Annotated in this window: 22 protein-coding genes; 18 read left to right on the top strand and 4 right to left on the bottom strand. The window is 49.5% G+C overall.

All coding sequences use genetic code 11. The annotated features are described in order from the left end of the window. The gene (locus PT300_05145) at positions 1-348 is read left to right on the top strand and encodes a gamma-glutamylcyclotransferase (protein ID MDF7680028.1); all 348 of its coding nucleotides are present in this window, start codon (positions 1-3) and stop codon (positions 346-348) included. A gap of 46 nt (positions 349-394) precedes the next feature. Here the strand turns inward: PT300_05145 and PT300_05150 are convergent, their stop codons facing one another. After that, positions 395-709: a putative quinol monooxygenase gene (locus PT300_05150; protein ID MDF7680029.1), complete on the bottom strand. Its 315-nt coding sequence runs from the start codon at positions 707-709 to the stop codon at positions 395-397. A 367-nt stretch (positions 710-1,076) separates the two neighbouring features. Between PT300_05150 and parC the strand changes: the two genes are divergently transcribed. The 4 genes from parC (at position 1,077) to PT300_05170 (ending at position 7,919) form a co-directional block, all read left to right on the top strand. Further along, positions 1,077-3,335: a DNA topoisomerase IV subunit A gene (gene parC / locus PT300_05155; protein ID MDF7680030.1), complete on the top strand. Its 2,259-nt coding sequence runs from the start codon at positions 1,077-1,079 to the stop codon at positions 3,333-3,335. Positions 3,336-3,406: 71 nt separating this feature from the next. Then, the gene (locus tag PT300_05160; protein ID MDF7680031.1) at positions 3,407-4,144 is read left to right on the top strand and encodes a 1-acylglycerol-3-phosphate O-acyltransferase; all 738 of its coding nucleotides are present in this window, start codon (positions 3,407-3,409) and stop codon (positions 4,142-4,144) included. An 84-nt stretch (positions 4,145-4,228) separates the two neighbouring features. After that, a complete protein-coding gene (gene ftsP / locus PT300_05165) occupies positions 4,229-5,641 on the top strand; it encodes a cell division protein FtsP (GenBank protein MDF7680032.1) in 1,413 nt (470 codons plus the stop codon). A gap of 118 nt (positions 5,642-5,759) precedes the next feature. Further along, positions 5,760-7,919 carry a YgiQ family radical SAM protein gene (locus tag PT300_05170; protein MDF7680033.1) on the top strand — a complete coding sequence of 720 codons (2,160 nt, stop codon included), beginning with the start codon at positions 5,760-5,762 and terminating at the stop codon, positions 7,917-7,919. Between the two features lie 64 nt (positions 7,920-7,983). On the opposite strand, the gene PT300_05175 is transcribed toward PT300_05170, so the two are convergent. Both PT300_05175 and metC read right to left on the bottom strand, forming a co-directional pair. Further along, the gene (locus tag PT300_05175; protein MDF7680034.1) at positions 7,984-8,649 is read right to left on the bottom strand and encodes a DedA family protein; all 666 of its coding nucleotides are present in this window, start codon (positions 8,647-8,649) and stop codon (positions 7,984-7,986) included. A gap of 81 nt (positions 8,650-8,730) precedes the next feature. Next, positions 8,731-9,918, bottom strand: coding sequence for a cystathionine beta-lyase (gene metC / locus PT300_05180; GenBank protein ID MDF7680035.1), 1,188 nt, complete (start codon positions 9,916-9,918; stop codon positions 8,731-8,733). 252 nt (positions 9,919-10,170) lie between these two features. Between metC and exbB the strand changes: the two genes are divergently transcribed. The 5 genes from exbB (at position 10,171) to PT300_05205 (ending at position 16,662) form a co-directional block, all read left to right on the top strand. Continuing rightward, the gene (exbB, locus tag PT300_05185) at positions 10,171-10,908 is read left to right on the top strand and encodes a tol-pal system-associated acyl-CoA thioesterase (protein ID MDF7680036.1); all 738 of its coding nucleotides are present in this window, start codon (positions 10,171-10,173) and stop codon (positions 10,906-10,908) included. Positions 10,909-10,914: 6 nt separating this feature from the next. Beyond that, positions 10,915-11,340: a TonB system transport protein ExbD gene (exbD, locus tag PT300_05190; protein MDF7680037.1), complete on the top strand. Its 426-nt coding sequence runs from the start codon at positions 10,915-10,917 to the stop codon at positions 11,338-11,340. A 273-nt stretch (positions 11,341-11,613) separates the two neighbouring features. Beyond that, positions 11,614-13,485, top strand: a complete 1,872-nt coding sequence (gene gss / locus PT300_05195) for a bifunctional glutathionylspermidine amidase/synthase (protein MDF7680038.1) — start codon at positions 11,614-11,616, stop codon at positions 13,483-13,485. 97 nt (positions 13,486-13,582) lie between these two features. Further along, on the top strand, positions 13,583-14,782 hold the full coding sequence (locus PT300_05200) for a PLP-dependent aminotransferase family protein (GenBank protein ID MDF7680039.1): 1,200 nt from the start codon (positions 13,583-13,585) through the stop codon (positions 14,780-14,782). A 428-nt stretch (positions 14,783-15,210) separates the two neighbouring features. Continuing rightward, the gene (locus PT300_05205) at positions 15,211-16,662 is read left to right on the top strand and encodes a DASS family sodium-coupled anion symporter (GenBank protein MDF7680040.1); all 1,452 of its coding nucleotides are present in this window, start codon (positions 15,211-15,213) and stop codon (positions 16,660-16,662) included. Between the two features lie 151 nt (positions 16,663-16,813). On the opposite strand, the gene PT300_05210 is transcribed toward PT300_05205, so the two are convergent. Next, the gene (locus tag PT300_05210) at positions 16,814-17,311 is read right to left on the bottom strand and encodes a DUF1097 domain-containing protein (protein MDF7680041.1); all 498 of its coding nucleotides are present in this window, start codon (positions 17,309-17,311) and stop codon (positions 16,814-16,816) included. Between the two features lie 459 nt (positions 17,312-17,770). On the opposite strand from PT300_05210, the gene rpsB reads away from it, so the two are divergent. The 8 genes from rpsB (at position 17,771) to rseP (ending at position 25,622) form a co-directional block, all read left to right on the top strand. After that, entirely contained in the window at positions 17,771-18,502 is a 732-nt protein-coding gene (rpsB, locus tag PT300_05215; GenBank protein ID MDF7680042.1) for a 30S ribosomal protein S2, read from the top strand. 119 nt (positions 18,503-18,621) lie between these two features. Continuing rightward, positions 18,622-19,473, top strand: a complete 852-nt coding sequence (tsf, locus tag PT300_05220; GenBank protein MDF7680043.1) for a translation elongation factor Ts — start codon at positions 18,622-18,624, stop codon at positions 19,471-19,473. A 149-nt stretch (positions 19,474-19,622) separates the two neighbouring features. After that, positions 19,623-20,348: a UMP kinase gene (pyrH, locus tag PT300_05225; GenBank protein MDF7680044.1), complete on the top strand. Its 726-nt coding sequence runs from the start codon at positions 19,623-19,625 to the stop codon at positions 20,346-20,348. 134 nt (positions 20,349-20,482) lie between these two features. Continuing rightward, on the top strand, positions 20,483-21,040 hold the full coding sequence (frr, locus tag PT300_05230; protein ID MDF7680045.1) for a ribosome recycling factor: 558 nt from the start codon (positions 20,483-20,485) through the stop codon (positions 21,038-21,040). A gap of 89 nt (positions 21,041-21,129) precedes the next feature. Further along, the gene (gene ispC, locus PT300_05235; protein MDF7680046.1) at positions 21,130-22,329 is read left to right on the top strand and encodes a 1-deoxy-D-xylulose-5-phosphate reductoisomerase; all 1,200 of its coding nucleotides are present in this window, start codon (positions 21,130-21,132) and stop codon (positions 22,327-22,329) included. A gap of 300 nt (positions 22,330-22,629) precedes the next feature. Next, a complete protein-coding gene (ispU, locus tag PT300_05240; GenBank protein MDF7680047.1) occupies positions 22,630-23,388 on the top strand; it encodes a (2E,6E)-farnesyl-diphosphate-specific ditrans,polycis-undecaprenyl-diphosphate synthase in 759 nt (252 codons plus the stop codon). 12 nt (positions 23,389-23,400) lie between these two features. Next, positions 23,401-24,258, top strand: a complete 858-nt coding sequence (gene cdsA, locus PT300_05245) for a phosphatidate cytidylyltransferase (GenBank protein MDF7680048.1) — start codon at positions 23,401-23,403, stop codon at positions 24,256-24,258. An 11-nt stretch (positions 24,259-24,269) separates the two neighbouring features. Beyond that, positions 24,270-25,622, top strand: coding sequence for a sigma E protease regulator RseP (rseP, locus tag PT300_05250; protein MDF7680049.1), 1,353 nt, complete (start codon positions 24,270-24,272; stop codon positions 25,620-25,622). Positions 25,623-25,639 lie beyond the last annotated feature (17 nt).

Raw genomic sequence — 25,639 nt, forward strand, 5'->3', positions numbered from 1 at the left:
ATGCGAATATTTGTCTATGGTAGTTTGCGACGCAAACAAGGCAACAGTCACTGGATGACCAATGCACAATGGCTGGGTGATCATCAGATCAACGGCTATCAGCTCTATAACCTGGGATTCTATCCGGGGGCGATGCCAGGGAAAGGTATTCTCTGTGGTGAAGTTTATCGTATTGACGCATCGACCCTGGCTGAACTGGATGCCCTGCGTATTCAGAACGGTGAATACGATCGTCATTTGATCGCTACCCCTTATGGCAACGCATGGATGTACGTTTATCAGGGTCCGATCAACCATGCGACCCGGATAGTGAGTGGTGACTGGTTAGATCGGGATCGGGGTATGTAATCGATCACAACACCTCCAGCGGCAAATCGCGTTGGAGGCTGCTGTTTTATACGCCCGCGTGCAGGATGCGAATATTCATATCCAGCACATGGTCTTTGGTTGCTTCATTGTACGCTTTCATATGCGGGGTTTGCAGATGGGCTTCGAGATGTGCCACGCTCTCCCACTGCTCAACCATCACAATAGAGTCTGGTGATGTGCTTTGAAAACTGACGCCAGCCGCATAATCAACCATCGGCATATAGCCGTGGCATCCGGCTTCCTGTAAAACCAGCGGGACGATTTTAGCGAATTGATCGAGCACCGCCTGGCGGTGATGCTGGCCTGGGCGTGTGCGAATTTCTGCAATGACAGTCAACATGATGAACTCCTTTTTATAGATATGCAGGGCCTGAGAGGTGATCTCATTAGCGCTATTTTGCTTGTCATTTTGGCCTTGGGCAATATCAGAAATCCTTACCGGTTTTGTGTCTGTTGCGATTTCCTGATGTCATCTGTCACCAAACTGACTGAGCAGCGATTCAGTTAAGCAAAAATAGTCCTCTGCGGTTTGTTATTTTTTGCCCCAGATCGGAATATTTTGAATCTGTCTGCCACGAGCTGGCGGGATTTGACTGACAATATCACCCGGTATCATGTTTTGTGACTCAGGCGGTGAGATAGGGTATTATCGGCGCTAGTTTTGCCGTCCGTCTGGACGATATGCCGAGATTGAGGATTGACAATTAATGAGTGATATGGCCGAGCGCCTCGCGCTGCATGAATTTACGGAAAATGCTTATCTGAACTACTCCATGTACGTCATTATGGACAGAGCATTACCGTTTATTGGCGATGGTCTGAAGCCTGTTCAGCGCCGCATCATTTATGCAATGTCTGAGCTGGGGTTGAATGCCAGCGCAAAATTCAAAAAGTCCGCCCGTACTGTGGGTGATGTGTTGGGTAAATATCATCCACATGGCGATAGCGCCTGTTATGAGGCGATGGTGCTGATGGCACAACCTTTCTCTTATCGTTATCCCTTAGTGGATGGGCAAGGGAACTGGGGGGCACCCGATGATCCAAAATCCTTCGCGGCCATGCGTTATACCGAATCCCGGCTCTCAAAATATGCGGAGCTATTGCTCAGTGAGCTGGGACAAGGTACGGTTGACTGGGTGCCGAACTTTGATGGCACTCTGCAGGAGCCGAAAATGTTACCGGCCCGTTTGCCCAATATTCTGCTCAATGGAACAACGGGCATCGCGGTAGGGATGGCAACCGATATCCCCTCTCATAATTTACGTGAAGTGGCGCAGGCCGCGATCACCCTGATTGATAAACCGCAGACCACGCTTGATGAACTGCTGGATATCATTCAAGGCCCGGATTTTCCGACCGAAGCGGAAATTATTACTCCCCGTGCTGAGATCTGTAAAATTTACCACACTGGTCGTGGTTCGATACGTATGCGTGCCGTGTGGAAAAAAGAAGAAGGGGCAGTGGTGATTAGCGCGTTGCCACATCAGGTTTCCGGAGCGCGCATACTGGAACAAATCGCGACACAAATGCGCAATAAGAAATTGCCGATGGTCGATGATCTACGCGATGAGTCGGATCACGAAAACCCGACCCGACTGGTGATCGTACCCCGCTCTAACCGGGTGGATATGACGCCGGTGATGAACCATCTGTTCGCCACCACCGATCTGGAAAAAAGTTACCGTATCAACATGAATATGATCGGTCTCGATAATCGCCCGGCGGTGAAAAATCTGCATGCGATCCTGACAGAGTGGCTGACCTTTCGCCGCGATACGGTGCGTCGTCGCCTCGACTATCGTCTGGAGAAGGTGCTTAAACGTCTACATATTCTCGATGGCTTCCTGATTGCATTCCTCAATATTGATGAAGTGATTGACATTATTCGCCAGCAGGATGAGCCGAAACCGGCGCTGATGTCGCGTTTTGCCATTAGCGAAACCCAGGCCGAGGCGATTCTTGAACTGAAACTGCGCCACCTCGCCAGACTGGAAGAGATGAAAATCCGTGGTGAGCAGAGCACACTGGAAAAAGAGCGTGATCAGCTACAGGCAATCCTCGCGTCTGAGCGTAAAATGAATAACCTGCTGAAAAAGGAGTTGCAGGCCGATGCCGATACGTTCGGCGATGTACGGCGTTCCCCGCTGTGTGAGCGTGAAGAAGCGAAAGCGATGAGTGAGCATGACATGTTGCCCTCTGAACCCGTGACCATCGTGCTATCGCAAATGGGCTGGGTACGGAGTGCTAAAGGTCACGATATTGACGCCCAGGGATTAAACTATAAAGCGGGAGATAGCTGGAAAGCCTCGGTGAAAGGCAAAAGTAACCAGCCCGTCGTGTTTATTGATACCACCGGTCGTAGTTACGCTATCGATCCCCTCACCCTGCCATCAGCACGGGGACAGGGAGAACCGCTGACCGGTAAGCTGACATTACCGCCTGGGGCCAGCATTGAACATATGCTGATGGAAAATGATAACTGCAAACTGTTGATGGCGTCTGATGCGGGGTATGGTTTTGTCTGTACCTTTAATGATCTGATCACACGCAATCGTGCCGGAAAAACCGTGCTCACCTTGCCGGATAAGGCCCGTGTCATGGCCCCGGTGATTATCGAAGATGAAAGCGATATGTTGTTAGCGATAACCCAGACCGGCCATATGCTGATGTTCCCGGTCAGCGATTTACCGCAGTTATCGAAAGGGAAAGGAAATAAGATTATCAATATTTCAGCGGCCGAGGCCGCAGCCGGACAAGATGGGCTGGCGCATCTATTTGTGCTACCCGCACAGAGCACACTGACGGTTTATGTCGGCAAACGTAAGATAAAACTCTCCCCCCAGGAGCTACAAAAAGTGTGCGGTGAGCGGGGACGGCGTGGTGCTTTAATGCGCGGGCTGCAAAAAATTGATCGTGTGGATGTTGATTCACCGCGTCCTGTGCCTGCGGGTGATAGCAAAGAGTAACGAATAAGATGAGTGTTTCCTGCCCGGTGCGGGCAGGAACAGGCTAACAGGTTCTGGTTTTCGAGGTTGCTATGCTATTTATTTTGCGGCTCATTGTTGTTGTTATTTATTGTATCCTGGTGTGTCTGCTGGGTTGTATTTACTGTTTGTTCACCCCCCGCAACCCGAAACATGTTGCCACTTTTGGCCATATGTTTGGCCGACTGGCCCCGGTATTCGGCTTACGAGTCGAAACACGCAAGCCCGCTGATGCTGAAGAGTATGGCAACGCTATCTACATTGCCAACCATCAGAATAATTATGATATGGTGACCGCCTCGGCAATTGTACAGTCACCGACCGTGACCGTCGGTAAAAAAAGCCTGGTATGGATCCCCTTCTTCGGTCAGCTCTACTGGCTGACAGGCAATCTGTTGATTGACCGTAATAACCGGGCCAAAGCCTATGATACAATCACTCAGGTGGTGGAGGCGTTTAAAACACGGCGGATCTCATTCTGGATGTTTCCGGAAGGGACACGAAGCCGTGGCCGGGGCTTACAGCCATTTAAAACCGGCGCTTTTCATGCCGCGATTGCGGCGGGGGTGCCGATTATCCCGATTTGTGTGTCCAGTACCAACAATAAAATTAAACTTAACCGTTTAAATAATGGTTTGGTGATTGTTGAAATGTTACCGCCGGTGGATACCCGTTCGTATGGCAAAGAGGATGTCCGGGCGTTGGCCGCGCACTGTCGCGAACTGATGGTGGCGAAGATTGCGGAACTGGACAGTGAAGTCTCCCGGCGCGAGAGTGCGGCAAAGGGATAACCGATCAAGGGGCGCCATCCTCTGAGCCTGGGGCCTGCAGGACATGATTTTTGTTGATTTATATCAGTATTTCATGGAGTTACTATGTCATTCAGTCGGCGTCAGTTTATTCGGGCCACAGGCGTAGCACTGTGCGCGGGAGCGGTGCCGCTGAAGGTCTCTGCCGCCAGTCAGCAACCGGTGTTACCGGTGCCGCCGTTGCTGGAGTCGCGCCGTGGTCAGCCGCTGTTTTTAACTTTACAGCGCACCCACTGGTCGTTTTCTCTCGGCACCCGCGCCACGGTATGGGGGGTCAATAACCACTATCCCGGGCCGACGATCCGCGTGTCAAATGGTGACGATATCAAGCTGATCTACAGCAACCGTCTGACAGAAAATGTGGCGATGACGATCCGTGGTTTACAGGTTCCCGGCCCACTGATCGGCGGGGCGACACGGGTGATGGCACCCAATACGGACTGGGCACCGGTGCTGCCGATTCGCCAGAATGCTGCAACCCTGTGGTATCAGGCGAATACGCCAAACCACATGGCCAGACAGGTCTATAATGGCCTGGTCGGAATGTGTCTGATTGAAGATAAAATCAGCAAAAGTTTACCACTTCCTAATCACTATGGTGTTGATGATTTACCACTGATTATCCAGGATAAACGGCTGAATAATTTCGGTGCACCGGAATACCGGGAGCCGGGTAGCGGCGGTTTTGTCGGGGATACCTTACTGGTGAACGGCGCACAAAGTCCTTATGCCGAAGTGCCGCGTGGCTGGATACGCCTGCGTTTACTGAACGCTTCTCATTCCCGTCGCTATCAGCTACGGATGAGTGATAACCGTCAGATCTATGTGATTGCAGGTGATCTGGGGTTTTTACCGGTGCCGGTTTCATTGAGGCAGCTAGCGCTGGCACCGGGGGAGCGGCGAGAGATTTTAGTCGATATGAGTAGTGGTGAAGAAGTGTCGATCACCTGTGGCGAATCGGCAGGTTTTGTCGATCGTATTCGCGGCTTTTTTAAGCCATCAGGCACGCTGATATCGACATTATTGCTCACGTTACGTCCTGCGGGATTATTACCTATGGCCAGCGATAATCTCCCGGTGCGTCTGTTGCCATCAACGCCGCCGGTCGGTGCGCCAGTGAGTTCGCGTGATATTTCGCTGGGTGAGAGTCCGGGAATTAATGGTCAGTTGTGGAACCCTCAACGTATTGATATTACGGCGTTACAGGGAACGTGGGAACGCTGGATTGTGCATGCTGAATTACCCCAATCGTTCCATATCGAAGGCGTGATGTTCCAGTTACGTAACGTCAATGGTTCCCTGCCTTTCCCCGAAGATCGCGGCTGGAAAGATACTGTCTGGGTCGATGGACAGGTGGAGTTGCTGGTGTATTATACGCAACCCTCTTGGCCCAACTATCCTTTTCAGTTCCTCAGCCAGACCCTGGAATTGGCTGATCGTGGGTCGATTGGTCAGTTACTGGTCAATCCGGCAACATAAACCTGACTGCCTTGTCATATCATGATGAGCGGCAGAAAGAACAGGCTTCATTTATCTTATCGATCCGGCTTATAATCGCCGACCTTTGGTTATTTTTTATCATTTCTCCGGAAGTCATATGAGCGCAATATCCCTCATCCAGCCAGAACGAGATCTTTTCTCCTGGCCAAAATACTGGGCTGCTTGTTTGGGCCCCGCGCCATTCCTGCCGATGTCGCGTGACGAAATGGATCAACTTGGCTGGGATAGCTGCGATATTATCATCGTGACCGGTGACGCCTATGTTGACCATCCCAGTTTTGGGATGGCGATTTGTGGCCGGATGCTTGAATCACAGGGGTATCGTGTCGGGATTATTGCGCAACCTGACTGGAACAATAAGCATGATTTTATGCGTCTCGGCAAACCGAATCTTTTCTTTGGCGTCACTGCCGGTAACATGGATTCGATGATCAATCGTTACACCGCTGATCGTAAACTGCGTCATGATGATGCCTATACCCCAGGCAATATTGCGGGTAAACGGCCTGATCGGGCGACACTGGTCTATACCCAGCGTTGTAAAGAGGCGTGGAAAACGGTGCCGGTCATTCTCGGGGGAATTGAGGCCAGCCTGCGTCGTACCGCGCATTATGATTACTGGTCCGATACCGTGCGTCGTTCTGTGCTGGTGGATTCGAAGGCGGATATGCTGATATTTGGCAATGGCGAGCGACCACTGGTCGAAGTGGCGCATCGTCTGGCTGCCGGGGAAAACATTAGCCAGATCCGTGATGTGCGTAATACGGCAATCATGGTTAAAGAGGCGCTACCTGGCTGGCAGGGCATTGATTCCACACGACTGGATACACCAGGGAAAATTGACCCGATCCTGCACCCTTATGGTGAAGACTTACCCTGTGCGGACAATAAAAAGGGGGGCGCTCAGTCACAAAAGGCCCAACCCGTGACCGTCCAGCCGCCGCGTCCAAAACCGTGGGAAAAGACCTATGTCCTGTTGCCATCTTTCGAGAAAGTCAAAGGTGACAAAGTGTTGTATGCCCATGCCTCACGCATTTTGCATCATGAAACCAACCCTGGTTGCGCACGCGCGTTAATGCAAAAACATAGCGAGCGTTATGTCTGGATTAATCCGCCCGCGATCCCTTTATCGACAGAAGAGATGGACAGCGTGTTTGCGCTCCCCTATCAGCGCGTTCCCCATCCCGCTTATGGCGATGCACGGATCCCGGCTTATGAAATGATCCGCTTCTCGGTAAATATTATGCGCGGCTGTTTCGGCGGCTGCGCATTCTGTTCGATTACCGAGCACGAAGGACGTATTATTCAGAGTCGTTCTGAAGACTCGATCATTGATGAAATCAGTGCGATTCGCGATACCGTCCCCGGTTTTACCGGGGTTATCTCTGATCTTGGTGGCCCTACAGCGAATATGTATATGCTGCGCTGCCAGTCACCACGGGCGGAACAAACCTGTCGTCGTCTGTCCTGTGTGTACCCGGATATTTGCCCGCATATGGATACCAATCACCAGCCAACCATCGATCTGTATCGTCGTGCCCGTAGCTTAGACGGGATCAAAAAGATCCTTATTGCTTCCGGTGTGCGTTATGACATTGCGGTCAAAGATCCCCGTTATATCAAAGAGCTGGTCACATACCATGTGGGGGGGTATCTGAAAATTGCCCCCGAACATACCGAGATCGGCCCGTTATCGAAAATGATGAAACCCGGCATGGGCAGCTATGAGCGTTTCAAAGCGTTATTCGATAGCTATTCGCAACAGGCGGGAAAAGAGCAGTATCTTATTCCGTACTTTATTTCTGCCCATCCCGGTACACGTGATGAAGATATGGTCAATCTGGCATTGTGGCTGAAGAAACACCGTTTCCGGCTCGATCAGGTACAGAACTTCTACCCGTCACCGCTGGCTAATGCGACCACCATGTATTATACCGCTAAGAATCCGCTGGTTAAGGTTGACTATCACAGTGAAGAGGTGGTAGTGCCGAAAGGGGATAAACAGCGTCGTTTGCAGAAGGCATTGTTGCGTTATCACGATCCGGCCAACTGGCCACTGATCCGTCAGGCGCTGGAAGCGATGGGAAAATCCCATCTGATAGGCTCACGCCGGGATTGTCTGGTGCCCGCACCGACCCGTGATGAACTGCGTGAAGCGCGACGTTACCATCGTCATAGTCGCCCGGCACTGACCCGGCACGCGCCGATGACACATCAGCAGCAGCCTGCTTCAGTAGCGAAGAAAGGTCGCCGTTAAGAAGCCTTTCCCCGATCGGAACCTGGGCGGGATGTGTCAGTGACTAACACCTCCCGCGAGGAGGCTATTTTGACGAGCGACAGAATTTTTTTCTGATAACCACCGCCAGTGTCGCCAGCAGACCGGCGCACAACAAAACAACGGGCAGGATCATCAGACAGGTCATGACCTGATCTTCATGGCGTTTGACAAAAGGGATCATGTTGAGAAGATACCCCAGCCCGGTGATCGTGCAGACCCACAGTAACGCACTCAACCAGTTAAAAACCTGGAAACGACGGTTGGGCAGACCGGAAATACCGGCCATCGTCGGTAATAGTGTCCGAATGAAAGCCAGAAAGCGCCCGGCGAGTAGCGCCAGCAGACCATACTGATCAAACAGCCAGGTGGCTCGCTGATGGTATTTGGGCGGCAGATGGGCGAGCCAGCCTTTGACCGTCGCGGTATTGCCGAGCCAGCGCCCCTGGAGATAACTGAACCAGCAGCCAAGACTGGCGGCGACAGTCAGTATCGCGACAGCGATAGCCGGATGCATCACCCCTTTAGCGATCAATGCACCGGTGAGCAGCAACAGGCTGTCTCCAGGGAGAAAAGAAGCCGGGAGCAGGCCATTTTCCAGCACCAGCGTGGCAAATATGATCAGATAGATAAATTCGATAACCTGTGGATTGGCCAGCGCGGCAAAATCATGATGCCAGAGCGCGGCAATGATCTCTTGAATGACAACCATGTACTTTCCTGAATATCGTATGCTAACGAGCCATGAACGGCTCGTACTTCAATATCACGACCATGATGATTGACGACCACTTTACACGATACGAGAGAATCCTGCTGCTAAATCAGCCAGTAAATCATCAACATTTTCTAAACCGACATGGAGTCGAATCAGTGTTCCGCTGAAATCGATCTCGCTACCAGGGCGGATAGCGGCGATCTGTTCTGGCTGGCTGGCGAGGATCAGCGACTCGAAGCCCCCCCAGGAGTAGGCCATATGAAACAGGCGAAAATGATCCAGGTAAGCGGAGAGTTCAGCATCGGTAAGTCGTTTAGTGAGAATAAAAGAGAACAGGCCGCTACTGCCACTAAAATCACGTTGCCAGAAGGCATGCCCTTTACTGCCAGGCAGCGCCGGATGGTTAACCCGTGCCACCTGAGGATGTTGTGCCAGCCATTCGGCGATTTGCAGGCTGCTTTCATGGTGCTGGCGCAGGCGAACAGCCAGGGTACGTAAGCCGCGGCTGGTCATATAAGCGGTATCAGCGTCGACCATCTGTCCCAGCAGATAGGCATTTTCGCGCAGTTGATCCCAGCAGCGGGCATTGGCGACGGCGGTGCCGATCATCGCATCCGAATGGCCGATCAGATACTTCGTCCCCGCCTGAATAGAGATATCGATACCGAAGTCCAGCGCTTTGAACAGTACGCCCGCCGCCCAGGTATTATCGAGAATAATGATAGCTTCCGGTGCCACGCGGCGCACCGCCGCAACGATCGCGGGTACGTCATGAACTTCCATGGTCAGAGAACCGGGGGATTCGAGAAAAACGATGCGGGTATCAGGCTGAACCAGCCGGGCAATATCTGCACCGATAAGCGGATCGAACCAGTGGGTGGTCACCCCGAAGCGGGTGAGGATCTGGTGACAAAAATCCTGGCTCGTTTCGTAGGCATTGCTGGTCATCAGAATATGATCACCTGCGGTGACAAAAGCGAGGATCGTATTGGCAATCGCCGCCGCACCACAAGGGAACAGCGCACAGCCTGCGCCACCTTCCAGTTCACACATGGCTTCCTGCAGAGCGAAATGGGTGAGTGTACCGCGACGGCCATAAAACAGCGCACCATTTGCCCGGTTATGGGCCGCCTGTGTTTTCGCCGCCACGGTATCGAAAACCAATGAGGATGCCCGTTGAATGACACTATTAACCGCACCATGAGTATATTTTTTACCCCGTCCGGCGTTGACCAGTGTGGTGGCAAGATGTTTATCTTTCATAGAATTACCCTGATTTTATCCCTCTGTACAGAGGGATAAATTAACATGAATCTGCGGTTACGTACCGTGGTATCCCGATGACAGGGCAAAATTTTGTTCTGTGGCAGGTTAACCTTTTTTTCGCGCTAACTCGTTGACAATATCGCCATTATTGACTACCTGATGTAAATAGTAATGAGAACGACTATCAATTCAGGGTTGTTTTGATATGATGTCTCTGGATTGAATGATTGATGGAGTGGAGACTTTAGCGTGGGGAATAATTTAATGCCGACGGATCTTTCTGTCTGGGGTATGTATCATCATGCTGATATTGTTGTAAAAATAGTCATGATCGGCCTGGTTCTGGCCTCGGTCGTGACATGGGCTATTTTTTTTGGCAAAGGCGCCGAAATTCTCTCCAGTCAGCGTCGCCTCAAACGTGAACAACAGCAATTAAGTGCGGCACGCTCTCTTGAGCAGGCGAGCGATATCGCCAGCGATTTTCATACGCATAGCTTGATCACATCACTGATTGGTGAAGCGCAGGATGAGCGGGAACGTTCGGTCGGTGTCGAGAGCAACAAAGGAATTAAAGAGCGCACAGCGTTTCGTCTTGAGCGCCGGGTCGCGTTTATCTGCCGTCATATGGGGCGGGGAAACGGTTATCTGGCAACGATTGGGGCGATTTCTCCCTTTGTCGGGCTGTTTGGTACCGTGTGGGGAATTATGAATAGCTTTATCGGTATTGCTCAGACCCAGACGACCAACCTTGCTGTTGTCGCACCGGGTATCGCTGAAGCGTTGCTGGCGACCGCGATCGGCCTGTTTGCCGCGATCCCAGCGGTGGTTATCTATAATATTTTTGCCCGCATGATTGCCGGTTACAAGGCGCTGCTGGGAGATGTCGCGGCGCAGATATTACTGCTACAAAGTCGTGATCTGGATCTGGCTGATAGCCATCATCATCGTCATTCGGTTCGTCCGGCGCACAAATTACGCATAGGTTGATGTTTTATGGCGATGCATTTTAACGAAAACCTTGATGATAGTAATGAAATGCACGACATCAATGTGACGCCATTTATTGACGTCATGCTGGTGTTGCTGATTATCTTTATGGTTGCTGCGCCGCTGGCGACCGTAGATGTCAAAGTCAATCTTCCCGCCTCGACCAGTCAGCCGCAGCCGCGTCCGGAAAAGCCGGTCTATCTGTCGGTGAAAGCGGATAAAACCCTGTTTATCGGTAACGATCCCGTAACCGAAGAGAGCATGATTAACGCCCTTGATGCGCTGACCGAAGGAAAAAAAGAGACTACCGTCTTCTTCCGGGCAGATAAAACCGTGGATTACGAGACCGTCATGCGGGTGATGGATACACTGCACCAGGCGGGTTATCTCAAAATTGGTCTGGTGGGTGAAGAGACGATAAAAGCTGATTAACCCACCACGCTTTCCCTGGTACTGCCGCCCTTGCCTTGATAAGAATAACCGAAAACAGCACACCTCCCGATGGGGTAGTGTGCTGATGGTTTATTCCTGATATGTTTTTGTTATCGCTCAATTACCACTATCACCTGCAGCTGCATCATGCGTTGGATAAATCGCAGGCGTGGTATGATGATAAGCTTATCAGGTCACTGTTGTCGGCAGGATAAATCAGCGGCTGTTTTGTTTCATCCGGCTCCCGGATTGTATTAATTTGAGGTCAGGCTAATGAGTAAAGGTTTTACAAGCAGCGATGCCCCTTTTGGTACATTGCTAGGTTATGCACCGGGCGGCGTAGCCATCTATTCATCGAATTACAGTAGTTTAAAGACGCAGGATCATGCCAACGATGCGACGTTTCGTAGTTACATCGGTAATGAGTATATGGGGCACAAATGGCAGTGTGTCGAGTTTGCCCGCCGTTTTCTGTTTCTTAATTATGGTGTTGTCTTTACTGATGTCGATATGGCCTATGAGATCTTCTCAATACGCTTTTTGCGCGAAGTGGTGAATGACAATATTTTACCGCTTCAGGCTTTTGCCAACGGTTCCCGTCGCCCGCCGATGGCGGGATCTTTGCTGATCTGGCATAAGGGCGGCGAGTTCAGGCATACAGGCCATGTGGCGGTAATTACCCAGCTCATCGGTAATAAAGTGAGAATTGCTGAACAAAACGTGATTCATACGCTACTTCCCCAGGGCCAGCAATGGACACGGGAATTAACGCTGGAAGTTAATGACGGTTTTTATACTATCAAGGATACATTTGCTGATACTGAAATATTGGGCTGGATGATCCAGACTGACGATACCCAATATAGCATCCCACAACCGGTGATGTCCGGTGATGCCATGACGATCAAAGGCGCGCGCCTGCCGGATAAGGGGCAGTTTAGCGGTGACTGGCTTGATGAGAAAGATCCGTTACAGCAAACCTATATTGCCGCCAATGGGCAAGTCATTAATCAGGACCCTTATCAGTATTTCACCATCAGTGAAAGCGCCGAACAGGAGCTGGTCAAAGCCACGAATGAGCTGCATCTGATGTATCTGCATGCCACCGATAAAGTGATGAAAGATGACAATCTTCTGGCACTGTTTGATATCCCAAAAATCCTCTGGCCACGTTTACGTCTGTCATGGGCGTGGCGACGTCATCACATGATCACCGGCCGGATGGATTTTTGCATGGATGAACGTGGTCTGAAAGTATATGAATATAATGCTGATTCCGCGTCCTGCCATGCTGAAGCGGGTCTGATCCTCGAACAGTGGCTGAAACAGGGGTATGATGGCAACGGCTATAATCCGGGAGAAAATCTGCTCAGTAATCTGGCGGATGCCTGGAAACACAGTAGTGCGCGACTTTTTGTTCATATCATGCAGGATAAGGATGCCGAGGAAAGCTATCATGCTCGTTTTATTCAGCGTTCGCTGACTGAAGCTGGTTTTGACAGCAAAATCCTCTTTGGTCTTGATGAGCTGCAATGGGATGCTACCGGGCAGCTTATTGATAATGAAGGACGTCTGGTCAATTGTGTCTGGAAAACCTGGGCATGGGAGACGATTATTGAACAGGTACGTGAAGTCAGCGCCGAGGAGTATGCTGCGGTGCCGATTCGCACCGGATACCGCCAGGGTGAGATGCGATTAATTGATGTCCTGCTACGCCCTGAGGTCATGGTATTTGAACCATTCTGGACCGTTATCCCCGGTAATAAAGCGATTTTACCGGTATTATGGTCGCTATTTCCACATCATCGCTATTTGCTGGATACCGATTTTGTGGTTAACGAAGAGCTGGCACAAACAGGTTATGCCGTGAAGCCGATTTCCGGGCGTTGCGGAAGTAATATTGATCTGATTAGTCCACAGGATGAGGTGCTGGATAAAACCAGTGGCCAGTTTGTTGATCGTAAGAATATCTATCAGCAACTCTGGTGCCTGCCAAAAGTAGATGGTAAATACATTCAGGTATGCACTTTTACTGTTGGCGGCAGTTACGGTGGAACATGCCTGCGTGGTGATGATTCACTGGTCGTTAAAAAAGAGAGCGATATTGAACCGCTCATTGTCCTGAGAGATAGCGACGACCAATAACAGCGACCCCGAAGAGCACCGCAAGGGCTGTTCGGGGAATAAGATCGGCTCATCAGGATGTACTAAACCCGCAAACATAACAATAAGACAGGATAAAATGGAAAGGAAAAATAACAGCGCCGATCAGCGACTTGCCGTTCGTGCCAGAGAATTAAAACCTTCCGCAGTTCGCGAACTGCTGAAACACAGCAAATTACCGGGGGTTATTTCTCTCGGTGGCGGTATCCCGGCACCCGAGCTTTTTGACCACGAGGGGCTGAACCTGGCGGTACAGCAGGTTATGAGCGGCCATTTTAATGATGCATTTCAGTATGGCTTAACGGAAGGGTATCCTCCTCTGCGTCAGGCAGTCAGTGAATTGTGTCAGAGGCGGGGTATCGCTTGCCCGGCGAGCCGTGTTTATATTACTTCAGGTTCACAACAATCACTGGATATTATTGCCCGGACACTGCTTGATCCGGGCGATATGATTGTTGTCGAGCGCCCGACCTATCTGGCCGCATTACAGGTATTCCAGCTGGCGCAAGCGAATATTCTCAGCGTCGATACCGATGATAATGGGATGCAGGTTGAACAACTGGCAACGTTACTGGAAAATCACCCTGTTAAGGCGGTTTATCTGGTGCCCACTTTCGGTAATCCTGGCGGCAAAAATCTCAGCGAGCAACGTCGTCGCCGGTTGGTTGAGCTGGCAAAACAGCATCATTTTATCATCATTGAAGATGATCCCTATGGTGAAATTAAATTCACGGATGCTGTTCATCGTCCGCTATATCAGCATGCGGTCGCACTGGGTTGTGAAGAGCAGGTGGTCTATACCTCGACCTTCTCTAAAATTCTGGCGCCAGGGATGCGGATTGGCTGGATTGTGATGCCAGAGTGGTTATCTCAACAGGCGGTTATCGTCAAACAGGCAGCTGATTTGCATACCAATATGTTGTCGCAGGTGATTACGACACAGTACCTGGCCATGAACCGTCTGGATCATCAGATAGCACTGATCCGCGAAGATTACCGTAAGAAATGTATGGCGCTGGCCGATGCGCTGGAGTCTCATCTTGGTGAACATATTACGTTTACACGTCCTGAAGGCGGTATGTTCCTGTGGGTCCGTTTTCGTTATCCGTTTGATACCATGGCATGGTTAAATAAAACCCTGGCAAATGGTGTCGTCTATGTGCCAGGTGAGGCGTTTTATAATGACCAGCCGGATACCCGCACTCTGCGCCTGTCCTACTCGACCGTATCGGAAGCAGGACTGTTGACGGCTGTCGAACGACTGGCGAAATCGCTCTAAACTGACTCTACAACCGCGCTGATAAACAGGCCAATGACAGAGCCGGCATTGGCCTGATATCCCGGCGCTCTCCGTTTTCACTCCCTGCCTGAGATCATAATATATCCTGAATCGTGGCTACTTTATGTTCAGATCAGACATTCAATATTATTACAAATAAATAATTTCATTGCTAATTAATAGCAAGAGGATAAAGAGAAGAGAGATCGGCGTTTATTGCTGTTAATGTAAAACATATCACAGAAACTAAAGGTAATACTCTGATATAACAATAAATGTTTATATCATGTTAAGTATACAGGATGTTTTATAAGGCAATGTAGTAATGAATATATCAGTAACGATAGATTGGATTTAGTTAACATCTTAATTTTTTATTTGCAACATACCAGATAGGTAAAATATTTTTATTTAAGGAATAGATTATTATGCCAGGAGAAAAAAGTGGTGTCAGATGGATACCTTTTATTGTCATTATCATCATGGCAATATTGTTATGGCAATGCCCTAGTCCCGAAGGATTGAGTCAGCCCGCATGGCACTCGGCAATTATTTTTGTTGCCACTATTGCCAGTATCGTGGCCAAAGTATTGCCGATTGGTGCGGTTGGCTTAATTGGTATCACGGTTTTTGCTCTGACTTATGCCGCAGGGGATAGCAGTGCTTCGGGAGCGATTACAACGGCGCTGAGCGATCTCAATAGTTCATTGATCTGGCTGATCGTGGTCGCCTTTATGATCGCTCGTGGATTTATTAAAACCGGGCTGGGGCGGCGTATTGCATTATATATGATTCGCATCCTCGGTAAGCGGACTTTAGGATTAGCTTATGGCCTGGCTTTTGCGGATTTAATCCTTGCCCCAGCTATGCCGAGTAATACCGCGCGCTGTGGTGGTGTTATCTATCCCATCGCGGACTCGCTGGCGCGCAGTTTTCAATCTTATCCTGAAGATGAGTCACGCAGTAAAATCGGTACTTTCCTCGTCACCTGTATTGGTAATGTTAATGACGTCACGGCCGCCATGTTTATGACCGCCTATACCGGTAATTTGCTGGCGGTGAAGCTCGCCGCCAATGCGGGGGTGGTATTAAGCTGGGGAGGATGGTTTTTAGCGGCGGTGGTTCCTTGTTTAGTGTCATTTATCCTGGTTCCGTTGCTGGTGTACGCGATCACGCGACCAGAAATCAAACATACGCCTGATGCGCCGAAAATCGCGATCACTGAACTGGCCAAAATGGACAAGATGTCGCGTGGCGAATGGGTGATGCTGGGCACCGTTGTTTTATTACTGGTGCTATGGATTTTTGGTACTCAGTTCGGCGTCGATCCCACTACCGCATCGTTTGTTGGCCTTTCAGTATTACTGCTTTCTGGCGTCCTGAGCTGGGAGGATGTTAAAAGTGAAAAAGGAGCATGGGATACATTAATCTGGTTCGCCGCACTGTTAATGATGGCGAATCAGCTTAAAAAACTGGGCTTCACAAAATGGTTTGGTGATCTGATTGGTGACTCTATCGGTTATGTTATGCACGATACCAACTGGGTTCTGGTGTTGTTAATTCTGAATGCCGCTTACTTCTATACTCACTATTTCTTTGCCAGTGGTAATGCGCAGATCGCAGCTCTCTATGCGGTATTCCTCGGTGTGGGGATTAATCTGGATATCCCTGCCGCCCCGATGGCGTTGATGCTTGCTTTTACCAGCAGTCTGTACTGCTCACTGACGCAATATACCCATGCCCGTGGCCCCATTTTATTTGGTGCCGGTTATGTGCCGACAGGAGTATGGTGGAAAACCGGGTTCATCGTCAGCCTGCTCAATCAGTCGGTGTTCTTTGGTATTGGCCTGGCGTGGTGGAAAATTATCGGTCTGTATTAAACCTATCGTCATCAAAGCGTACCGGACAGCGTCGCATCAGTCCGGTACGCGATAGTTTCTCTGTGCGCAGGGCTCACCGATGAGCTAGCACAGAGAAACGTCTGTAAAATCAATCGTCACCCGCAGGTAAAAGAGGTGCGTCAGGAGCGCATCAGGCTTCACCTTTTTCCGTGCTGGAGATCGTGGGTGAATTTGTCGATTGTGTGAGCTGATGTAATTTGTAACCTGATAATTTCATGAGATAACCGGTCACAAGACCGATAAACAGCGCTTCTAATGCACTGATTAATTGTCCTGATCCGGCAAATACGGTGCAGGAGCCGATGAACGCTGCCGGGACAAATGACAACCAGGCCAGTCGTGCCTGGATGCACATGATAAATGCAATAGCGCCTGTCACGATAAACAGGGCAATCAATGATCCTGAATAATACCCGGCGACAGCGGAAGAAATACAGGCCATAAGAATACCTGACGTGAGCGTGAGTGCACAAATAATAAGCGCCTGGTAGCTATGTTTATTAATGGCAAAATAGGTTGTACAGCCCAGAAATCCAGCCCATGCAGGAATATTAAGATAACTGGCAACAATAATCAGGCTCGCCGAAAGTAACGATGTTGTTATTGCGATGGAAAGATCTATCTTCATAATAATATGTCAACCTGGTATAAAAAAGAGTAATAGTCTGAACTATCCGCGCTATTGTCCTGACGGATAAGACGAAAAATCAGTATGTTATGCTGTTCGTATACGGCGTGGCCGTGTGAATAACGTCTGGTGGGCTAAGCTCTAAATTAAATAATAAACCCGTATTGTCTACTTTTATTGTTCGTCCAGCAACCCTGGACACGATACTTTCCATCGTGATCTTTTGCCTCTGGTGTGGCGCGGACAGATTGTTCGCATCAACAAAAGTTGGTTTCTGGGCCTCTTTTGTGGTATAAAGCGCGCCGGACTTCCATTGTCTTTGTACGGTGATGGAAGCATTAATCTCACTTGTGTCAATAACACACACGTATCGGCACATATTCCGGGGTGCCCTGTAGGGGTCGGTAATATGGGATACGTGGAGGCATAACCCCAACTTTATCGATAGAGGTTTTAAACATGGCAACTGTTTCCATGCGCGACATGCTAAAAGCGGGCGTTCACTTCGGTCATCAGACTCGTTACTGGAACCCGAAAATGAAGTCGTATATCTTCGGTGCGCGTAACAAAGTTCATATCATTAATCTTGAAAAAACCGTACCGATGTTCAACGAAGCACTGGCTGAGCTGAACAAAATTGCTGCCCGTAAAGGTAAAATTCTGTTCGTGGGTACCAAACGTGCGGCAAGTGAAGCAGTAAAAGAAGCGGCTGAGAGCTGCGATCAATTCTTTGTCAACCACCGCTGGCTGGGCGGTATGCTGACTAACTGGAAAACCGTTCGTCAGTCCATTAAACGCCTGAAAGATCTGGAAACTCAGTCTCAGGATGGCACTTTCGATAAACTGACCAAAAAAGAAGCGCTGTTACGTGCCCGTGAGCTGGTTAAGCTGGAAAATAGCCTGGGCGGTATCAAAGATATGGGCGGTTTGCCGGATGCATTATTCATTATCGATGCCGATCATGAACATATCGCCATTAAAGAAGCCAATAACCTGGGTATTCCGGTATTTGCGATCGTCGATACTAACTCTGATCCAGACGGTGTGGATTTCGTTATCCCTGGTAACGATGATGCTATCCGGGCTGTTAGCCTGTATCTGGGCGCTGTCTCCGCCACCGTGCGTGAGGCTCGCTCTCAGGATCAGGTATCTCAGGTAGTAGAAGAAAGTTTCGTCGTCGAGGCGGAATAATAAGGTCTCGCCCTTATTACGTATCGTATATAGACAGGGGCCTGTATGTGGCCCCTTTTTCACTTTTCAATTTGTCTGGTTGATGAGCCAGGCAGGTTAGCTTTCCCGAGGATTAAACAATGGCTGAAATTACCGCATCCCTGGTAAAAGAGCTGCGCGAACGTACTGGCGCAGGCATGATGGATTGCAAAAAAGCGCTGACCGAAGCGCACGGTGATATTGAGCTGGCAATCGAAAATATGCGTAAATCCGGTGCCATCAAAGCGGCGAAAAAAGCCGGTAACGTGGCGGCAGATGGTGTCATTATTACCAAAATCGAGGGTAACTACGGCATTATTCTGGAAGTTAACTGCCAGACTGACTTTGTTGCCAAAGACAGTGGTTTCCAGGCCTTTGCTAATAAAGTACTGGATGCCGCGGTTGCCGGAAAAATCACCGATGTTGATGTACTGAAAGCACAGTTTGAAGAAGAACGTGTGGCACTGGTAGCGAAGATTGGTGAAAACATTAATATTCGTCGTGTGTCTCTTCTGGAAGGTGATGTTTTAGGTGCCTATCAGCACGGTGCGCGTATCGGTGTTCTGGTTGCGGCGAAAGGGGCTGATCAGGAGCTGGTTAAGCAGCTGGCAATGCATATCGCAGCCAGTAAGCCAGAATTTATTCACCCGGAAGATGTTTCTCCTGAAGTCGTCGACAAAGAATATAAGGTGCAACTGGATATCGCCATGCAGTCTGGTAAACCGAAAGAGATTGCTGAGAAAATGGTTGCTGGCCGCATGAAGAAGTTTACCGGCGAAGTTTCTCTGACCGGACAGCCTTTTGTCATGAATACCGACCAGTCTGTCGGTCAGCTGCTGAAAGCGCACAATGCCGATGTTACGGGCTTCATCCGCTTTGAAGTCGGTGAGGGCATTGATAAAGTCGAATCTGACTTCGCTGCCGAAGTGGCAGCCATGTCTAAGCAATCTTAATGTTCCGCAAGAAGCCGCCTGATGGCGGCTTCTTTTTGTACTCATCTGGTGAATTCCGATAACGGATTATCATTATTGTACTGAAAAACGAGATACAATATCGCCAGAACCTCATTTATCTCATTCATTGACCGGCTCAGGAAAGAAATATGGCTACCAATGCAAAACCCGTCTATAAACGTATTCTGCTTAAGTTAAGTGGCGAAGCGCTACAGGGTTCAGAAGGCTTCGGTATTGATGCAAGCATACTTGATCGTATGGCCCAGGAAATTAAAGAACTGGTTGAGCTGGGGATTCAGGTTGGCGTAGTGATTGGTGGTGGTAATCTGTTTCGTGGCGCCGGGCTGGCAAAAGCTGGCATGAACCGGGTTGTGGGTGACCATATGGGGATGCTGGCCACAGTGATGAATGGCCTGGCGATGCGTGATGCCCTTCATCGTGCTTATGTGAATGCCCGTCTGATGTCAGCCATTCCGCTGAATGGTGTCTGTGATAACTATAGCTGGGCAGAAGCGATTAGTTTGCTGCGTAATAATCGTGTGGTGATCCTTTCCGCAGGGACCGGTAATCCATTTTTTACCACTGACTCCGCTGCCTGTTTGCGTGGTATTGAAATTGAAGCCGATGTTGTGCTCAAAGCGACGAAAGTCGATGGTGTCTTTACCGCCGATCCGATGAAAGATCCTTCCGCGACGTTATATGAGCAACTCAGCTATGATGAGGTTCTTGAGAAAGAGTTAAAAGTGATGGATTTAGCCGCTTTTACCCTGGCGCGTGACCATAAATTGCCGATTCGTGTATTTAATATGAATAAACCGGGGGCATTGCGTCGTGTGATGATGGGTGAAAAAGAGGGAACATTAATAGCGGAGTGATTCCCGATTGTGCTAAATGCAGGTAATATTCTGCTTGACTTCATGGGGGTGTCCCCCCCGATAATTTTCATTAAACCTGACGATGATGAGTCGCTGTCGGGTTTGTCTGAGATAAAATTTCAAGGATTTCTAACGTGATTAGCGATATCAGAAAAGATGCAGAAGCACGCATGGAGAAATGCGTTGAAGCATTCAAAACTCAAATCAGCAAAATACGCACGGGTCGTGCTTCCCCCAGTCTGCTGGATGGTATTGTTGTCGAGTATTACGGTACGCCCACCCCGTTGCGTCAACTGGCCAGTATTACTGTAGAAGACTCCCGGACGCTGAAAATTAATGTGTTTGATCGCTCGATGAGTCAGGCGGTTGAGAAAGCGATAATGGTTTCCGATCTCGGTCTGAATCCCAACTCTGCTGGCAGTGATATTCGCGTACCACTGCCACCGCTGACAGAAGAGCGTCGTAAGGATTTGACGAAGATCGTGCGTGCAGAAGCAGAGCAGGCTCGTGTATCCGTCCGTAATGTGCGTCGTGATGCCAACGACAAAGTGAAAGCATTACTTAAAGATAAAGAGATTAGCGAAGATGATGATCGTCGCTCTCAGGAAGATGTGCAAAAAATAACCGATGCGGCGATTAAAAGAGTGGACGCAGCCCTGGCGGATAAAGAGGCAGAACTCATGAAGTTCTGATAAGTGGGTATGATCCCAACGCCGTTGGTCAGATTGCGAGCGATTGACCGGCGGCGTTTTTATTTTGTCTCAATTCTTCGGGATGTCTCATGAAACAATTAACTGTCCTGGGTTCGACCGGCTCAATTGGCTGCAGTACGCTGGATGTCGTGCGTCATAACCGTGATCGTTTTTCTGTTATGGCCCTGGTCGCTGGCAAAAATGTTGATCGTATGGCGGAGCAATGTCTGGAGTTTTCCCCACGCTACGCGGTGATGGATGATCAACATAGTGCGGATGCATTACGTATTCGGTTACGGGAATCGGGAAGCCGTACTCAAGTCTTGAGTGGTCAGCAAGACGCAGCGAAGATGGCGGCCCTCGACGAAGTGGATCAGGTTATGGCTGCTATCGTTGGTGTTGCCGGGCTGGTGCCGACGATGGCGGCGATCTGTGCAGGCAAAACGGTGTTGCTGGCGAATAAAGAGTCACTGGTCACTTGTGGCCATTTATTTATGGATGCTGTCCGGCAATATGGAGCGCGTTTGTTGCCTGTCGACAGTGAACATAATGCGATATATCAGAGCCTGCCGCTCAATATTCAACACCATCTCGGCTATGCGGATCTCACTGAACAGGGAGTATCATCCATTTTACTGACTGGTTCCGGTGGCCCTTTTCGTGAAACGCCGCTATCAGAACTGACAACGATAACACCGGATCAGGCCTGTCAGCATCCTAACTGGTCAATGGGACGAAAAATATCTGTCGACTCTGCCACAATGATGAATAAAGGGCTGGAGTATATTGAAGCACGCTGGTTGTTCAACGCTTCAGCGCAACAGATAGAAGTATTAATCCATCCACAGTCGGTGGTCCACTCGATGGTACGCTATCTTGATGGCAGTGTTATTGCACAACTGGGCATCGCCGATATGCGCACGCCTATTGCTTATACGATGGGCTGGCCTGATCGTCTGCACTCTGGTGTACTGGCATTAGACTTCTGTCAGTTGACTAACCTGAGCTTTAGTAGGCCAGATTATGAGCGCTATCCCTGTCTGAAGTTGGCGATAGATGCGTTTGATAGCGGTCAGGCCGCGACAACGATATTAAATGCTGCCAACGAGGTCGCCGTAGCCGCCTTTCTGGACAGTAAGATCCGTTTTACGGATATCGCGGCCGTTAATCTTGCGGTACTGGAGCAACAATCTTCGGCAGAACCGCACAGTATTGAGGATGTGCTAAAGATTGATGCGGAAGCCCGGATTCATGCGCAGCAACAGATAAAAAAGCGGGCGATAGGGTAGTGATTGCGCGCAAGCGCCCAGGCAATATGGTGTAAAAGCGGCGGATAACCGGGCCAATACAGATGCCGTCAGCAGGATGACGGCGATATTTGTGGGCACTGAGTATCGGTGATATAGTCTGCGCCACCTTATCATTGTAAGTTAAAGATAGAGGCTCGTGATAGAACACGACTCTTCGTGTTAGACCTGGCGTATAGCGGGTGTTAGCGCTTCAACACGGGGAAAAGTGCCTGTATCGCGCTGACGGGTTGCTTGCGTTGAGTTATTGAGTTTAATCCTTATTACGGACTGAAAACGCGTATGTTGTCTGCAAATCAAATTGTCAGCGAATTACCTCTCGCACATGGCTGCCGTCATATCGCCATTATTATGGATGGCAATGGTCGTTGGGCGAAAAAACAGGGGAAGATCCGTGCATTTGGTCATAAGGCTGGAGTAAAGTCCGTTCGTCGGGCGGTCTCCTTCGCGGTAAATAATGGTATTGAAGCATTAACATTATATGCGTTCAGTAGTGAAAACTGGCGCCGTCCGGAACAGGAAGTGAGCGCCTTGATGGAACTGTTTGTACGGGCGCTGGATAGTGAAGTCAAAAGTCTGCATCGGCATAATATTCGCCTGCGGATTATGGGTGAAACGCGGCGTTTTAATGCCCGGCTACAGGATCGTATTCGGAAAGCAGAAGCGCTGACAGAGAATAATACAGGTCTGACGCTGAATATCGCTGCAAACTATGGCGGACGCTGGGATATTATTCAGGGTGTCCGCACGCTGGCGACTCAGGTTCATAATGGATTACTCCGGCCTGAACAGATTACGGAACAGATGCTGAGTGAGCAGATTTGTATGCATGAACTGGCACCTGTAGATTTAGTGATTAGGACCGGGGGAGAGCATCGCATCAGTAATTTTTTGATTTGGCAAATTGCTTATGCTGAACTTTATTTTACCGATGTTCTTTGGCCCGATTTTACTGAACAGGATTTTGAAGGGGCGCTCCATGCCTTTATTAATAGAGAACGTCGTTTTGGTGGTACTGGAACCGAAAACAATTATGCTTGATGGGGGTTACTTTTGCTGAAGTATCGCCTGATATCGGCTTTCGTCCTGATCCCCCTGGTGATTGCCGTACTTTTTTGGTTGCCGCTGATGGGGTTTGCTATCGCCACGTTGATAGTCTGTATGTTGGCCGCATGGGAGTGGGGGCCATTAAGTGGCTTCACGAAAAGAACGCAACGTACCGGATTATCACTGTTCTGCGGTTTACTGCTGGCATTGCTGTTTTTCCTGATGCCAGGTGCGGCTACTGATGCCCGGCAACCGCTGGTGGCGGGGTGGTTATGGATCTCATTTGGCTGGTGGATAGCAGCATTGCTGCTGGTTATTTATTATCCTTCCTCTGCGGTCTTCTGGCGACATTCCCGTGGGTTACGTTTACTCTCTGGCCTGCTGACTATCGTGCCATTTTTCTGGGGAATGATCGTATTACGTGGCTGGCATTATCCAGAAAATCAGTACAGTGGTGCGCAATGGCTGCTGTATGTCATGGTGCTGGTATGGGGTGCCGATTCTGGCGCTTACATATTTGGTAAACTCTTTGGTAAACATAAGCTGATGCCGAAAGTGTCTCCCGGAAAAACCTGGCAGGGTTTTATCGGTGGGCTGATAACTGCCGCCATTATTTCATGGGGTTATGGCCGATGGGTCAATCTGGATGTCGCGCCCAGGGTATTACTGATTTGTTCCGTGATTGCGACACTTGCGTCTGTACTGGGCGACTTGACAGAGAGTATGTTTAAGCGTGAAGCTGGCATTAAGGACAGTGGTCATTTAATACCGGGTCATGGGGGAATGCTGGATCGCATTGATAGTCTGACAGCGGCAGTGCCTGTATTTGCATGCCTGCTATTGCTGGTATTCAGAATAATTTGATGGAAGGTGTTATGTCCGGCATTCTCTGGAATCTGATTGCTTTTATCATTGCATTAGGTGTACTCATCACCGTACATGAATATGGTCATTTCTGGGTGGCTCGTCGCTGTGGCATTTATATTGAACGCTTCTCTATCGGTTTTGGCAAAGTGTTATGGCGACGTGTTGACCGACATGGAACAGAATTTGTCATTGCACTGATCCCCCTCGGCGGTTATGTCAAAATGCTTAATGAGCGTGATCAGCCGGTAGAGCCGGAGATGCGCCGTTATGCTTTCAGCACTAAAACCATTGCGCAACGTATGGCGGTGATCGCTGCCGGGCCGATGGCCAACTTTATTTTTGCTATTTTTGCTTACTGGATTGTGTTTATCCTCGGTGTGCCGTCGGTATACCCGGTGGCAGGTGATATCAAACCGGATTCGATTGCTGCGCAGGCGCAAATCAGTAAAGAGAGTGAATTTAAAGCTATAGATGGTATCGATACACCTGACTGGGATACTGTGCGTATGGCGCTGGTGTCGAAGATAGGTAATCCACATGTCGTGGTGACCGTTGCGCCTTTTGGTAGTCAGCAGCGTCAGGATAAAGTCCTGGATTTACAACACTGGGAAATCGATCCGGGTAAGCAAGATCCGTTGATGGCGTTAGGTATTTATCCCAAAAGTGCGCGACTGGATACGGTATTAGCCAAAATACAAAACGACTCAGCGGCACAACGTGCTGGTTTGCAAGTGAAGGACAGGATCGTTAAAGTCAATGGGCAGCCACTAACACAGTGGATGACATTGGTTAATCTGGTGCGTAATAATCCAGGACATCCGCTGGTACTGGATATCCTGCGGCAGGATCATCCGTTACAAGTGATATTGACTCCGGATTCGCGATCTGAAAAAGGCAAAGTGGCAGGCTTTGCAGGTGTTATACCTGAAGTTATCCCACTACCTGATGAGTATAAAACAGTGCGTCAGTATGGCCCACTGGCTGCGATGACTGAAGCGGCAGGCAAGACCTGGCAACTGACGGTGTTAACGGTCAAAATGCTGGGGAAATTAATAACCGGTGATGTTAAACTGAATAACCTTAGTGGGCCGATTTCTATCGCCCAGGGGGCTGGAATGTCAGCGGCGTCGGGATTGGTTTACTATTTGATGTTTCTGGCGCTGATTAGCGTGAATCTCGGAGTGATCAATCTGTTTCCGCTTCCCGTGCTGGACGGAGGACATTTGTTGTTTTTGGCGATTGAAAAGCTAAAGGGCTATCCGGTATCTGAGCGAGTTCAAGACTTTAGTTATCGCATTGGCTCAATATTGCTGGTGTTGTTAATGGGGCTTGCACTTTTCAATGATTTCTCTCGAATATGAGAGAACGTGTTAGGAAG

It is taken from the genome of Enterobacteriaceae bacterium ESL0689 (genome assembly GCA_029433525.1).
Classification (GTDB): Bacteria; Pseudomonadota; Gammaproteobacteria; order Enterobacterales; family Enterobacteriaceae; genus JAQTIF01.